The 12691-nt window shown below is 64.6% G+C and carries 14 protein-coding genes and 1 pseudogene; 11 read left to right on the top strand and 4 right to left on the bottom strand.

Features of this window, described 5'->3' with window-relative positions; translation table 11 throughout:
- Positions 1-2: 2 nt before the first annotated feature.
- Entirely contained in the window at positions 3-932 is a 930-nt protein-coding gene (locus tag NHL60_RS15185) for a siderophore-interacting protein (RefSeq protein ID WP_253445223.1), read from the bottom strand.
- Positions 933-1074: 142 nt separating this feature from the next.
- Here NHL60_RS15185 and NHL60_RS15180 point away from each other — a divergent pair, with 142 nt between their 5' ends.
- The gene (locus tag NHL60_RS15180; RefSeq protein ID WP_367399333.1) at positions 1075-1446 is read left to right on the top strand and encodes a YbaN family protein; all 372 of its coding nucleotides are present in this window, start codon (positions 1075-1077) and stop codon (positions 1444-1446) included.
- A gap of 80 nt (positions 1447-1526) precedes the next feature.
- Positions 1527-2555 carry a 5'-nucleotidase gene (locus NHL60_RS15175; RefSeq protein ID WP_253445216.1) on the top strand — a complete coding sequence of 343 codons (1029 nt, stop codon included), beginning with the start codon at positions 1527-1529 and terminating at the stop codon, positions 2553-2555.
- 168 nt (positions 2556-2723) lie between these two features.
- Here the strand turns inward: NHL60_RS15175 and NHL60_RS15170 are convergent, their stop codons facing one another.
- Positions 2724-3017 carry a helix-turn-helix domain-containing protein gene (locus NHL60_RS15170; RefSeq protein ID WP_253445214.1) on the bottom strand — a complete coding sequence of 98 codons (294 nt, stop codon included), beginning with the start codon at positions 3015-3017 and terminating at the stop codon, positions 2724-2726.
- Complete coding sequence (locus tag NHL60_RS15165) at positions 3014-3511, bottom strand: helix-turn-helix domain-containing protein (protein WP_253445211.1); 498 nt, start codon at positions 3509-3511, stop codon at positions 3014-3016. The genes NHL60_RS15170 and NHL60_RS15165 overlap by 4 nt, the downstream gene beginning before the upstream one ends.
- Before the next feature lie 104 nt (positions 3512-3615).
- Here NHL60_RS15165 and NHL60_RS15160 point away from each other — a divergent pair, with 104 nt between their 5' ends.
- From NHL60_RS15160 to NHL60_RS15125, 9 genes and pseudogenes are all read left to right on the top strand, one after another.
- Entirely contained in the window at positions 3616-3897 is a 282-nt protein-coding gene (locus NHL60_RS15160) for a hypothetical protein (RefSeq protein WP_253445208.1), read from the top strand.
- Positions 3898-4158: 261 nt separating this feature from the next.
- Positions 4159-4218, top strand: a pseudogene (locus tag NHL60_RS19680) (hypothetical protein); the annotation flags it as partial.
- Between the two features lie 91 nt (positions 4219-4309).
- Positions 4310-5338 carry a tripartite tricarboxylate transporter permease gene (locus NHL60_RS15155; RefSeq protein WP_253445206.1) on the top strand — a complete coding sequence of 343 codons (1029 nt, stop codon included), beginning with the start codon at positions 4310-4312 and terminating at the stop codon, positions 5336-5338.
- The gene (locus NHL60_RS15150; RefSeq protein ID WP_253445203.1) at positions 5335-5823 is read left to right on the top strand and encodes a hypothetical protein; all 489 of its coding nucleotides are present in this window, start codon (positions 5335-5337) and stop codon (positions 5821-5823) included. Before NHL60_RS15155 ends, NHL60_RS15150 begins: the two co-directional genes overlap by 4 nt.
- A gap of 93 nt (positions 5824-5916) precedes the next feature.
- Complete coding sequence (locus tag NHL60_RS15145) at positions 5917-6570, top strand: flavin reductase family protein (protein ID WP_253445200.1); 654 nt, start codon at positions 5917-5919, stop codon at positions 6568-6570.
- Positions 6571-6702: 132 nt separating this feature from the next.
- Positions 6703-7686, top strand: coding sequence for a TRAP transporter substrate-binding protein (locus NHL60_RS15140; protein WP_253445197.1), 984 nt, complete (start codon positions 6703-6705; stop codon positions 7684-7686).
- Positions 7687-7701: 15 nt separating this feature from the next.
- On the top strand, positions 7702-8262 hold the full coding sequence (locus tag NHL60_RS15135) for a TRAP transporter small permease (protein WP_253445194.1): 561 nt from the start codon (positions 7702-7704) through the stop codon (positions 8260-8262).
- Positions 8259-9524 carry a TRAP transporter large permease gene (locus NHL60_RS15130; RefSeq protein ID WP_253445191.1) on the top strand — a complete coding sequence of 422 codons (1266 nt, stop codon included), beginning with the start codon at positions 8259-8261 and terminating at the stop codon, positions 9522-9524. Before NHL60_RS15135 ends, NHL60_RS15130 begins: the two co-directional genes overlap by 4 nt.
- Positions 9525-9654: 130 nt before the next feature.
- Positions 9655-10836, top strand: a complete 1182-nt coding sequence (locus NHL60_RS15125) for an IS4 family transposase (protein ID WP_253443267.1) — start codon at positions 9655-9657, stop codon at positions 10834-10836.
- Between the two features lie 37 nt (positions 10837-10873).
- Here NHL60_RS15125 and NHL60_RS15120 read toward each other — a convergent pair whose 3' ends face one another.
- The gene (locus NHL60_RS15120; RefSeq protein WP_253444424.1) at positions 10874-12241 is read right to left on the bottom strand and encodes an IS4 family transposase; all 1368 of its coding nucleotides are present in this window, start codon (positions 12239-12241) and stop codon (positions 10874-10876) included.
- Between the last annotated feature and the right edge of the window lie 450 nt (positions 12242-12691).

The raw sequence follows: 12691 nt of genomic DNA, 5'->3' as shown, positions 1-12691 counted from the left end.
GTTCAGCTGTCCGCCTTGCCCAGGCGCCAATAGCCCATGCTGGTGACGCACTGCTTGGGCAGGCCGCACTCATTGACCAGATAGTGGCGAATATGTCGGGTGACCTTGGTTTCGGCCGCCACCCAGGCATAGAAAGGCGCATTGTCGTCGAGACTGGCGGGCTCCCACAGGGCGGCGTCGTCTTCGTCTAGCCCCTCGGTGGCGCCACCATGCGATTGGCCGCCCAGGGCGCGGATCTCCTGGTGCAGGTCGATGTCGCGGATGGCCCGCATCAGCAGGTCGCCGTGGTGGCAATCCGGCTCGCTATCGCGGTTCAACCAGCGCAGCTTGGCGGGGGGAGAGAGGGGCTGGATATCATCGCTACGCGGCACTTCGATCAAGGCCTCTACCCGTGGGGCGAGAGGCAGGTCGTCGAGTGTTTCGAAGATGCCGGCGGCCGCCGGCAGGGCGGTCTCGTCGGCGATAATTAGGATGCGCCGTACACCCCGCGGTGGCTTCCACTCATAGCCGAGCTTTTCGCCCCCGGCATTGGCCAGCGGGGCGGTCATCGCCAGGCGGTCGCCGGGGCGGGCGCGCATCGCCCAGCGTGAGGCGGGGCCGTTGTCGCCATGCAGCACGAACTCGACATCGACTTCGCCGCGTGCCGGGCGCAGTGCGCGAATGGTATAGGTGCGCATAGGGGGGCGCTGGGTGTCGGGCAGGGCACGATAGGCGCCGAACCAGTCGTGCTCTTCCAGCTTGGCGATCTCGAACAGCGCGTCTAGGCCGTTGGCGTCCTTGGGAAAGAACAGTTTGATGCGTTGGTCCGGCGCGTGAGTGGCCATCTGGCCAACCTGGGGCCCGGTGAAGGTGAACCTGACCAGCGATGGGCTGACCTGGGTACGGCGTGCCAGGGTGATATCGAAAAGGCGATAGCTCGTGCGTCCAGGCATAGTGGATGACTCCCATGGTGAGGTGGGAATGCTATCACTGGTAGTAATGATTCTCAATTATATTGAGTATGATGAATAACCCCGCCTGGAACGTTAACTCTCATGGGTATTGGATGAACCGTAGGTTAACGAGGCGATGGTAATGGTGCGATTGTTATGGGTGGCATTGGCGGCATTGAGCTTTGCTGTGGGCTTTCTCGGCCTGTTTCTGCCGCTACTGCCGACCACGGAGTTCATGCTGGCGGCGGTCTACTGCGCCTCTCGCGGCTCGCCGCGCTTCGAGGCCTGGATTCGCTCGCGGCGCCATGTCGGGCCACTGCTCGAGAACTGGGAAAGGGAGCGGGCGATCCCACGGCGAGCCAAGTTCGTCGCCGTGGGAATGATCGGCGCCAGCATGGTGATGATCCTGCTGCACCTCGGTGAGGGCTGGCTGCGCTGGGCGATCGTAGCGCTACTGGTGGCGGTGGCGGCCTGGCTGATTACGCGACCGGAGCCTTCTCGGCCCATGCGCTAAGACGAACGATCCAGGCTTACCCCCGGGTGCTGTTCGGAAATGACGAAGCTTGATCGATTCTCTTCCCTGGGGCATGGTCAATGGAATCCACCCTTGATCGGCAACAAGCGACGACCATGGCCTATGACCTCAGCGAACGCCTGGTAATCGGGCTGGCATCCAGTGCCTTGTTCGATCTGGCCGAGTCCGATCGGGTCTTCCGTGAGCAGGGGGAAGCCTCTTATCGCGTCTACCAGCGCGATCACGAGAACACGCCTCTCGGTACCGGCGTTGCCTTCCCTTTCATCAAGCGCCTGCTGTCGTTGAACGAGCTGAGCCCGGACAACCCGCCTATCGAGGTGGTGCTGCTCTCGCGCAACGATCCGGAAACCGGGCTGCGGGTCATGAAGTCGATCGAGCACCATGAGCTGGGCATTACGCGGGCTATCTTTCTCCAGGGGCGCTACCCCCATCGCTTCATTCCGGCGTTGAATATCAGCCTCTTCCTGTCCGCCAATCGCCAGGATGTCGACCAGGCGATCCTGGCGGGGCACCCGGCGGGGCAGGTGCTGTCATCGGGCGATCTCGATCTGACCGATGAGGAGGAGCTGCGCATTGCCTTCGACTTCGACGGCGTGCTGGTCACCGACGAGTCCGAAACCATCTACCAGCAGCAGGGGATCGAAGCATTTCACGCGTATGAACGGGCCAATGCCCAGGTACCGCCCGCGGCGGGCTTGCTGGCCGTGTTTCTGCGCAAGCTCGCCCACATCCAGATGCTGGAGAAGCAGCGCGAAGAGGAAACCCAGGGCGCCTATCGGCCCAAGGTCAGGGTATCCATCGTGACGGCCCGCAACGCGCCGGCCCATGAGCGGGTCATCCATACCATGCGTAGCTGGGGCGTGACCGTCAACGAGGCCTATTTCCTCGGCGGCATCGCCAAGGAGCATGTTCTCGGCATCATCAAGCCGCATATCTTCTTCGACGACCAGGCGTCTCATCTCTCAGCCACCAGCGATCTTTTGCCATCGGTGCATGTACCGTTCGGGCAACTTAACCAGGGGCTAGGCGCTATTCAGGAGAACACCATTCGACCTGGCCATTCATCGCTGGAAGAGGGTCATTCATAAGCGTCAATCTGCTGGAAGCATCCCCGCCAAGCAGCCAGGCCACCGATCGCCTGTTCTGCGGCACGATCCGCTGCGGCCCATCGACGTCGTACCACGGCACCCCGAGCAGGAGCCTCCAGAGCCTGAGGTCCACGCCTGCCGCCGAGTGGGCTCGGGCTTGTCATGGCCTTAATTTAGATTGGCGCGGAATCGACAAGTCTGCTCTGGCGGCAGGCTGGCGTACTCGGGGCGGTGGCACACATCGAGAATCGCCTGCTCTTCGGCCGGTGTCAGCACATTAGCCGGCACCGGCCGGTCGACCAAAGGGCCCTGGTCCTCGTGCAGCGTTCCGCCGCGCGTCCAGCGCTGGTACGTTCGGGCGGTGATGCCCAGCTCGCGGCAAGCGGTCTCCAGGCGTGCTCCCTGGGCCCTGGCCTCTTCGATCAGCGCGATGGCGCGTCGGCGATCTGGGGTGCTGATCATGCGTCCTCGTCCCCCCAGATCGCCCTCGCCTTTTTTCTGAGGGCCAGCAACGCTGCGGTTTCCGCCAGGGCCTCGTTCTTGCGGGCGAGCTCCTTTTCCAGCGCCTTGATGCGCTTGCGCTGCTGCTTGGCCTCATCGGCTTCACGCTGGCGTTCGGAGTGCGAGAGGCTGGCGGCTTGCTCGCAGTCATGGCGCCACCGCTCCAGCTGCTCGGGGTAGATCCCGCGGCGGCGGCAGTACTCCGCCGTCTCCTGGGCGTTCATCGAAGCGGTCTCAAGCACGGTGTTGAACTTGTCCTTTGATGACCAGCCATCGGCGCCCTTGCCCAGCGCATCCGGCAGGCAGCGCCCTTCGGCACGGGCTTCCTTGCGCCACTTGTAGACAGTGCCCAACGAGATCCCTTCCTGCTCCGCGATCACCTGCGGGGAGAGGTTGTGGGGAGGCAGCAGCTTGGTGACCACGGCTTGCCGGCGTTCCTCTGAGTAACGAGGCATGAGTGTCTCCTTTCGCCCCCTAGTCGATTTATAGGAACAGGGTATCAGAGGGCACGACAGTCATCCTGACACTGGGGGATACGCCCAGGAAGGTGGAGGACTGGGTGCCGATAGTTCATCTCACCGCTTGGAGGCCTACCGACTATGCCAAGGCCGACCATGCGATCCAGAGCATCGAGGACTGGGTAGAGCTGGCCGGGGTTGAGCCCAGCACCCTGGTCTTCGGCCATGCTGACCCGCTCAGCCTGGTGCAACTGCCGCTGCTGGTCTACAACTTCTCTTCCGTGCCGGAGGAGGTCCAGCATCAGCTTGCCGAGTGCATCATCACTGGCCTGGAGACCGGTACCGCCCAGACCATGAGCGATCAGGCCTCCGCCGGGCTGTAGAACGTTCAGGGACGCGACAGCGCGCGCTGTCTACGAGGCCACCACCGAGCGGGTCCGCGACGTCGTCGTCTTGCTCGCCCCCGACTGAGCCGGCATGACCCGTTCAGCGGCGCCGCCGGGCGGTATCGCTGCGACCGGCCGTGAACGTTCCAGCCTCGAGGGAGAGCGCTTATGGTAGACCTTCTTATCGAGGCCAGCGCGCTGGCCTTCCATCCCTATGTCTTGATGTAAGTATTCCTCGGGGTGCTGCTGGGCATCACGATGGGTGCCATCCCGGGGCTTTCCGGCGACATGGCTATCGCTCTGCTGCTGACCTTCGTCTTCTTCCTGGAGCCGGCGATGGCCATGGGCTTGCTGGCGGAGATCTACAAGGGGGCTATTCGGATGCTCGATTGCCGCATTCAGCCAGGGCATGGTGGCCAAGGGGCTGGCGGTGGCGGCCATCGGCGTGCTGCTGGCGATGATCGGGCGCGACCCCATCACCGGTGCCTCGCGCCTCACCTTCGGGATGCCGGGGCTCTCTGGTGGGCTGAGCCTGATCCCGGTGCTGATAGGGGTGTTCGCCATCTCCGAGGTGGTGATCCAGGGGGCCAAGCTGTGGCGGCGCAAGGTCGACAAGCTGATGGACAGCGTGGCGGAGCAGGCGAGCCTGCTGCAGGGCTATGACATCCGCAAGGACAAGCTGACCTGGGCGGAGTTCAAGTCCACCATCAAGGCCACCTATATCGGCGCCGCCGTGGGGACCTTCATCGGCGCGCTGCCGGGGGCGGGGCAGTCGCTGGCGGCCTTCATGAGCTACGGCCTGGCCCAGCGCTTCTCGCGCAAGCCGGAGGAGTTCGGCAAGGGGTCCCTTGAGGGGATCGCGAGCGCCGAGTCCGGCAACAGCGCCACCTGCGACTCCACCTTCATTCCGCTGTTCGCCTTCGGGATTCCCGGCGGCGCCACGGCGGCACTGTTCGGCGCGGCATTCATTCTGATGGGCATGACGCCGGGGCCGAGCCTGCTGACCGACAACACCGCGATCATCTATGCGCTCTTCCTGACGCTGATCTTCGCCAACCTGGTCAATCTGGTGCTGGGCAAGATCCTGCTGCCCTACTATTCGCGGATCGCCATGATCCAGCCGGGCTACATGATTCCAGCGGTCTTCATCCCGGCCATCGTGGGCACCTACGCGGCCAACAACTCCGTGGTGGATGTTTGGGTGCTGCTGTTCGCCGGGGCGCTGGGCGTGACGCTGCGCCTGATGAGCTTCTCGCTGGCGCCGCTAGTGCTGGGCTTCATCATCGGTCCGGGGGCCGAGCGCGCCCTGCGTCAGGCGATGATCATGGGCCGCGGCGACTGGACGGTGCTGGTGACCAGTCCCATCGCGATCGGCTTCTATGTGGCCGCCTTCGCGCTGATCCTGCTGTTTACCGTTGCCTTGAGGAAACGCGCATGAATCGTACAGTGACCCGTGAGCTGCTCTCGGCGGCGGCGATGCTGGGGCTCGGTATCGCCGGGCTGCTGCATATCCAGTACGGCGCCTGGCGTCCGGCGTCGCTGGTGCCCTCCTACATCATGCCCCAGACGGCCTACTATTTTCTGATTGGCTCGGCGGCCTGGCTGCTGGCAGTGCTCGGCTTCTTTGCCCTGCGCGGCAGGCTCGGTGCGCTGGAGCGTCCGGGAAGCGAGCCTGAAGACCTCGTGGCTGTCGGCGTTTCCATTGCCGTCATGCTCGGCGGGGGGCTGGTCTACTTCTGGCTGGTGCTCAACGTGGGCCTGGTGGTCTCGACGGTGCTCTTCAACGGGGCGCTGATCGCGCTGCTGGCGCCCAACATCAGCCTCAAGGGGCTGCTGATCGTGCCGCCGCTGGTGGGTCTGGTGGTGTGGGTGCTGTTCCAGCGCATGATCGGCATCGCGCTGCCGCCCTCGCTGTTGTTCTAGCGCGCGGCGGTCCCGCCGAGGCATGCGGTGTCGACGCGGGGCCTGGCAGGCGTACCATGGCGGCACCCCGTAACCCCAAGGAGTGACGCCGCCATGAGCGACTACCTGCTGGAAGAGAGCCCGCTCAGCCCGGGCAAGATCTATCGTCTGTTCTCCGGGAGCATCTGCCCGCGCCCCATAGCCTGGGTCTCGACCCTCGATGCCGCCGGCAACGCCAACCTGGCGCCTTTCTCCTTCTTCAACGTGGTCAGCGTCAACCCGCCGGTGCTCGGTTTCTCGCCGCTGCTCGACGGAGACGCCAACCCCAAGGATACCGTGCGCAACCTCAAGGAGGTGGAGGAGTGCGTGGTGCACCTCTGCGGCGAGGGGCTGGTGCAGGAGATGAACGCCACCAGCGCGGGCCTTGCCCGCGGCGAGGATGAGTTCATTCATGCCGGGCTCGAGAAGGTCACCATGCCCGGCGTCTCGGTGCCCAGGGTGGCCGGCGCGCCGGTTGCCTTCGGCTGCCGGCTGCGCGAGATCATCCGCTTCGGTGACCAGCCCCTGGCCGGCAATCTGGTGCTGGCCGAGGTGGTCTCGATCCACATCGAGGATACCCTCTGGGACGGCCGCCACGTGGATGCCGACGGGCTCAGGCCCATCGGGCGCTTGGCGGGCAACGACTACATCCGCTGCACCGACCTCTTCGAGGTGGAGCGCCCCGCCTCGGGCAGCTCCCTGAGCCGCCAAGCGCGGGGAGCCTCCTGACCGGGCCGACGTCGTCGCCCCTGCCATCAACGCCTCGTCTGCGGTAATCTCGTCAGCCTGACGATAACAGGGCCCGCCGCCGTGCACTGCATCGAGACGGCCGGGCCACGCTGGACCGACACGAGGCTCTCCATGACCCGACTCAAGACGCTGACGCTTGCCGTGGCCGCCGCCGCCGTGGCCGCCACCTCCCTGACCGCCCAGGCCCGGGAGTTCCGCCTGGGGCTGATCACGCCGCCCCAGCACCTCTGGTCCACCGAGGCCGAGGCCTTCGCCCAGAGCCTGCACGAGCGCTCCGGCGGCGAGCACAGCGTCAGCGTCTACCCGGCCCAGCAGCTCGGCAACGAGGCGCAGATGGTCCAGCAGCTGCAGACCGGCGCACTCGACATGGCCTTTTTGACCATCGCCGAGATCTCCAACCGCATCCCGGACTTCGGCGCCCTCTATGCCCCCTACCTGGTGGACGGTGTGGATCACGCCGCGGCGCTGCTGCGCTCCGATACCGCCGCCGAGCTGCTCGAGCTGATGCCCGCCGAGGTGGGCCTGGTCGGGCTCGGCTACGGCATGGTGGGCATGCGCCAGGTCCTCAGCCGCAGCCCCATCGAGAGCCAGGCGGACATGCGCGGCCAGCGCCTGCGCATCACCCCCTTCGAGCCGATTCGCGACTTCTACACCGCCACCGGGGCGGCGCCGGCGCCGATGCCGCTGCTCGAGGTCTATGACGCCCTGGCCAACGGCCAGGTGGACGCCATCGACATGGACTTCGATTCGATCCTGATCCTCAAATTCCACGAGCAGGCCAATAACCTGCTGATCTCCAACCATATGATGTTTCCCATGGTGGGGGTGGTGTCGGGTCGGGTGTGGCGCGAGCTCTCCGCCGAGGATCGCGAGCTGATCGAGACCACCATGGCCGAACACCTGGAGAACGTGCTGGCCGGCTTCCAGGCGATGGACGCCGCCCAGGAGGAGGAGATCCGCCAGCTGGATCTCAATATCGTCGAGGCCGACGCCGAGTTCTTCAGCGAGGCCATCGCCGAGTGGGAGGCCACCTGGGCCGAGAAGGCGCCCATGCTCGAGGCGCTGCGCGAGGAAGCCGAGCGCCTGCGTCAGTAAGGAGGCGCTGCGCCGATGCTCTCCCGCCTCTCCGATCGCCTGGCACGCCTGGAGGAGGCCGCCGCCGCGGCGCTCGCGGCGGCGGTCACCCTGCTGATCCTGGTCAACGTGGCCTTTCGCGCCGCGGGCAGCCCCCTCTACTGGGTCAGCGAGCTGGCCATCTACGCCATGATCTGGATGACCTTCCTGATCGCAAGCGCGGTGCTCAAGCGCCGCCAGAGCATCTCGGTCACCCTGGTCAGCGACCTGCTGTCGGGCTTCGGCCATCGGCTGCTGATGGCCGCGGTGGACCTCGCCGTGCTGGTGTTCGCGGCGCTGCTGCTGTGGCTCTGCTGGCGCTGGTACCAGCCCCTGGCGCTGGCCCAGGCGGGTTTCGACTTCCGCGCCTTCCAGGGGGAGACCTTCAACTTCATCTATTCGGAGCGCACCTCGACGCTTGGCATCCGCAAGTTCTGGGTGTGGCTGATCCTGCCCTGGTTCGCGCTCTCGCTGACCTTCCACGGCCTGGTCAACCTGGGCGGCGCCCTGCGCGGGCTGCGTGACCCCGGCCAGGCGCCGCCAGAGGCCACGCCATGACGATTGCGGTCTTCGTGCTGCTGCTGCTGGGCGCCGTGCCCATTGCCCTGGTGCTGGGCCTCACCGCCATGGTCTATATCCAGACCTCGGGCAACAGCGTGCTCTTCGACTCCTACCCCCAGCAGCTCTTCGGGGCCATCGAGAGCTATGGCCTGCTGGCGATCCCGCTCTTCATGCTGGCCGGCGAGCTGATGAACGAGGGCGGGGTGACCCGCCGGCTGATCGACCTGGCGCGGCTGCTGGTGGGGGGCTTTCGGGGCGGGCTCGCCTATATCAACCTGGTGGCCAACATGATGATGGCGGCCATCGTCGGCTCGGCGGCCTCCCAGATCGCCATCATGTCCCGGGCCATGGTGCCGGCCATGGAGCGGGAGGGCTACGACAAGCCCTACAGCGCGGCGATCACCGCCGCCGGGGGCCTGCTCTCGCCGATCATCCCGCCGTCGATGCTCTTCGTGCTCTTCGGCGTCATGGCCCAGGTGCCCATCGCCGAGATGTTCATCGCCGGCATCCTGCCGGGGCTGCTGCTGGGCTTTACCTTCTTCCTGGCCATCGCCGTGGTGGGGCTGGTCAAGCAGTACCCCAAGGGGGAGTGGCCCACCCGGGCCGAGGCGAAGACGGCGCTGACGATGGGGCTGCCGGCGCTGGCCATTCCGCTGATCATCATCGGCGGCATCCTGCTGGGGCTGGCCACGCCCACGGAGTCCGCGGCCCTGGCGTCGCTCGCCGCCCTGCTGCTGGGGCGCTTCCTCTACGGCGACCTGCGCTTCGCCATGCTGCCGACGGTGCTCAAGCGCACCGCGGTGAACGCCGGGCTCGTGATCATGCTGATCGCCGCCGCCGGCGTCTTCGGCTGGGTGATCGTCTACGAGCGGCTGCCGCAGATGGCCGCGGCCTGGATCGCCGCCATGACCACCGACCCCTTCCTCTTCCTGCTGCTGATGATCGCAGTGCTGCTGGTGGTGGGGATGATCATCGACGGCATCGCCGCCTTGATCCTCGTGGTGCCGATCCTGCTGCCCATCGCCACCCAGCAGTTCGGCATCAGCCCCTATCAGTTCGGCGTGGTGGTCTGCCTGACCCTGGTGTTGGGGCTGCTCACCCCGCCGGTGGGGGCGGGGCTCTATATCGCCTCCTCCATGACCGGCGCCTCGCCCATGCGCATCTTCCGCTCGCTGCTGCCCTTCCTGCTGGCGAGCCTCGCCACCCTGGTACTGCTGGCCTGGCAGCCCTGGCTCACCACCGCCCTGATCGGCCGCTAAGCTCCCCTCGGGGTCAGACCCTGAGGCCTCCCCACGAATAACATAGGGAAATCAGAATATTAGGGTTGAAAAAAGTCTGCATGGGCAGGCATGTTGTTAATCGCCAAACCAACAATATGCCGAGGAGCCCATGCAGACATCCCGATTCTTGCACAAGATTCTGATGACTTCAGCCTCCCTGCTGCATGCCACACGCTTCAATGCCCTGGCCACCTGCGTCGAGGCATTATTGATGGGGCAACGGCTGTCCCTGACGGCAATCGGCCGTCAGCTCCCGCGCCAGGCGAAGCCCAAGCACGCGATCAAGTGTGTCGATCGTTTGTTGGGCAACCCTCACTTGCAACGTGAGCGGCGATGGCTCTATGCGGACGTCGCTCGCCAGCTGGTAGGCACTCAGCGATATCCGGTGATCCTAGTCGATTGGTCACCGATCGACGACCGCGGGCAGCATTTTTTGCTGCGTGCCGCGATCCCCTTCGGGAAGCGATCGTTTCCGATCTATGAACGTGTGCACCACAAGGACGCCTGCCCCCGTTGTCAGAAAGCACTCCTCGCTGACCTGGCGTGGATGTTGCCGCCGCAGACCACGCCGATTCTGGTCACCGATGCCGGCTTCAAGACGCCCTGGTTACGGGCTGTCGAGGCGTATGGTTGGTACTACGTCGGCCGGGTGCGTGGGGCAACTCAACTGAGGCACGACGGTGAATCCGACTGGCGCCGCCTGGAATCACTGTTTCCGCTGGCGACACGCGAACCAGCAGCGCGCGGTTCCGTCACACTGGCCAAGACACGGTCACTGGCGACCCACCTGTACCTGTACCGCGCCCCCTACCGAGGGCGCAAAGACCGCAACAAGAACGGCAGGGCGTCACGCGCCGCTCGAAGCCGCAAGGTGGCCAAGGGGCATCGAGAACCCTGGGTGCTGGTCAGTAATCTGACACCCCGCCACCATACCGCCGCCAAGGTCGTACAGCTCTACAGCAGGCGCATGGAAATCGAGGAAGGGTTTCGGGATATCAAGAGTGAGCGCTTCGGATTTGCCTTCAACTTGCATGGCACCCGATGCGCACGCCGCATCGAGATCCTGCTGCTCATCGCCATGCTGGCTAGCTTTCGACTCCTGGCTAGCGGCTTATCCCTCGATCAAGCGGGGAAGGCGCCGGCCTATCAGAGCAACACGCGCCGATCACGGCGTAGCCTCTCGCTGTGGCGGCTTGGCTGCGAAGCCATTCTGGCCCGCTATCCAGCGGGCCGAATGGACAGGCTCCTCCGGCTGATGCGACAAGAAGCCGAACGGGCGGTCACCGTATGATTCGTGGGGAGGCCTCAGGGTCTGACCCGAATGGTACTTACTTAAGCTTTTTCGGATGACCGTGTTGGCGAATCTGTTCACGTGCTTCGTGGCGGGGCATTTGCAATAACCGGTGGGGTCGAGGTCGCCGCTTGATGGCTCTTGGCTCCAACCGATCCGGTCGTTGACCCACCCGAATCGTCGTCATCTGCTGCATCACACGCTGGTACTCTGCCTCTGTTAGAGGCGAACATGGCGCTATCTGCCTAAAAAGCTGCACACTGTGCTTGAAACTGACCTGGTGTGGCAAGCAGTCCGCCCACTTGCTGGAGACGGCCATCACCCGACGGACCAGGTTGTACGCCAGCAGATACACCCAGACTTCCTTCTCCACCATGGCGGGCGTCTTGCAGCGCAACACCTCCATCCCCAGCGTCGTCTTGATGTCGCGGAAACTCAGCTCGATCTGCCAGCGACCCTTGTAGAGGGCTTGCAGTTGCTGTCGGGGGGCGTGCTTCGCCGAGCATAGCGTCGTGATGAGGATCGTACCGCCTACCGCCAGCTCCCGCACTGGCAGGCTTTCAGGCAAGGCATTAAAAGCCTCCTGGCTCATCCACGCGTGGCGCGCCTTGGGCTTCTGCCAGGTCGCTATATGATCCTTCTTCCCCAGTGGCGTGCCGGCCTGAAAGTCGGTCTTCCGGGCGAAATGCTGGCGCATCACGACATCGACGCCGCGAGATGCCAGTTCCGCGATGAGGGCATAGGCGGGGAAGTAGCGGTCGGCGATGACAATGTCGCCTGGCTCAAAGGTGTCGAGCATCCCCCGCAGCAACGCATGTTCGCCGGTTCCCTTGCCTTTGACTGGCCCCATGGCGGCGTTGAGCACCGCGCCACTGCTCAGGTCCATGATGGCTACCAGCCGGGCGACCGGGAACCCGAGGCCAGGTGTCTGGCTGGTTTGTTGAGGGAACTGCTGCTGGTTCTCTGGCGTATCCGGCATCGACACGGTCGTCCCGTCAATCAGCTTGATGGGCCGGCCCTGCCACGTCCACCGAGAGGGAACGTCCTTGGCCAGCGAACGACCCAAGTACCGCGCCAGGTCAGCCACCACCGTCCCCGGCAAGCGCTGGCGAGCGCGGCAGTAAGCGCCGGTGCGAACACTCCCGGGACGCTCTCGGTTCAGCATGAGGCGATTGACGGCCTGCTGGCAGGAGCCATCAGCATCCAGCACCTGCGACACAAAGGTTTCCAGGGTGGCCGTCGGCGGGAAGAGTCGGTGCCGGTCAGTGGCCAGCGCCTCATCGAGCCCTGACGAGGCACCGGCCGCATGGAGCTGAGCACGCAGCTCGGTGAGGTCCGGGCGGCGGATACGCTGTGAGACGCGGCGCTGTTGGCATTGGTGAAGCAGATCAGTAGGATAGGTCATGAAAGCAGGCGTTGGATTGGCGGTTTGTGTGTGGTTTTGCGACTTACACAATACCTCATCCCTCGCCTGTTTTCATTTATATCAAGGAGTTACGCTTCCTCTATTCCTTAAGTAAGTGCCATTCGGGTCTGACCCGAATGGCACTTACTTAAGGTGCGCCAGGGAAAGCCTGGTCATCCGGGAAGCAGTGTCAAACAGCTGAAAGGATGAAATGAAACCCAGTGGGTGCAAGTCCCACCCGGCCAAGGCTAGCCACCAGCCGGTAGCGAGTGTTGCGTGGTGTCGGGCAACCGCCGCTGCGAAGCGTACACAGCGAGTGAGCAGGCCGTGTGATAGAGCCCCGAAATTGTGAAACGTGGCTGCCGACATTGTCTTAAGAATGGAAGGCAAAACGTCTCCGCCTTATGGCTTGGCGGATGCGGGCCGCCGGGGTCGAAGAGCAGGGCATGT

Origin of the sequence: Halomonas sp. Y3 (assembly GCF_024137965.1) — a bacterium.
Lineage (GTDB): Bacteria > Pseudomonadota > Gammaproteobacteria > Pseudomonadales > Halomonadaceae > Halomonas > Halomonas mongoliensis.
Note: the sequence above shows the minus strand (reverse complement) of the source record. Positions and strands in the feature narration are given on the sequence as shown.

What these genes read in the sequence shown, in the direction of transcription:
- NHL60_RS15130 (WP_253445191.1), top strand. Translation starts at nt 8,259, where the DNA reads ATGACGATTGCGGTCTTCGTGCTGCTGCTGCTGGGCGCCGTGCCCATT.
- NHL60_RS15150 (WP_253445203.1), top strand. Translation starts at nt 5,335, where the DNA reads ATGAATCGTACAGTGACCCGTGAGCTGCTCTCGGCGGCGGCGATGCTG.
- NHL60_RS15125 (WP_253443267.1), top strand. Translation starts at nt 9,655, where the DNA reads ATGCAGACATCCCGATTCTTGCACAAGATTCTGATGACTTCAGCCTCC.
- NHL60_RS15175 (WP_253445216.1), top strand. Translation starts at nt 1,527, where the DNA reads ATGGAATCCACCCTTGATCGGCAACAAGCGACGACCATGGCCTATGAC.
- NHL60_RS15180 (WP_367399333.1), top strand. Translation starts at nt 1,075, where the DNA reads ATGGTGCGATTGTTATGGGTGGCATTGGCGGCATTGAGCTTTGCTGTG.
- NHL60_RS15170 (WP_253445214.1), bottom strand. Translation starts at nt 3,017, where the DNA reads ATGATCAGCACCCCAGATCGCCGACGCGCCATCGCGCTGATCGAAGAG.
- NHL60_RS15165 (WP_253445211.1), bottom strand. Translation starts at nt 3,511, where the DNA reads ATGCCTCGTTACTCAGAGGAACGCCGGCAAGCCGTGGTCACCAAGCTG.
- NHL60_RS15120 (WP_253444424.1), bottom strand. Translation starts at nt 12,241, where the DNA reads ATGACCTATCCTACTGATCTGCTTCACCAATGCCAACAGCGCCGCGTC.
- NHL60_RS15145 (WP_253445200.1), top strand. Translation starts at nt 5,917, where the DNA reads ATGAGCGACTACCTGCTGGAAGAGAGCCCGCTCAGCCCGGGCAAGATC.
- NHL60_RS15185 (WP_253445223.1), bottom strand. Translation starts at nt 932, where the DNA reads ATGCCTGGACGCACGAGCTATCGCCTTTTCGATATCACCCTGGCACGC.
- NHL60_RS15155 (WP_253445206.1), top strand. Translation starts at nt 4,310, where the DNA reads ATGGTGGCCAAGGGGCTGGCGGTGGCGGCCATCGGCGTGCTGCTGGCG.
- NHL60_RS15140 (WP_253445197.1), top strand. Translation starts at nt 6,703, where the DNA reads ATGACCCGACTCAAGACGCTGACGCTTGCCGTGGCCGCCGCCGCCGTG.
- NHL60_RS15135 (WP_253445194.1), top strand. Translation starts at nt 7,702, where the DNA reads ATGCTCTCCCGCCTCTCCGATCGCCTGGCACGCCTGGAGGAGGCCGCC.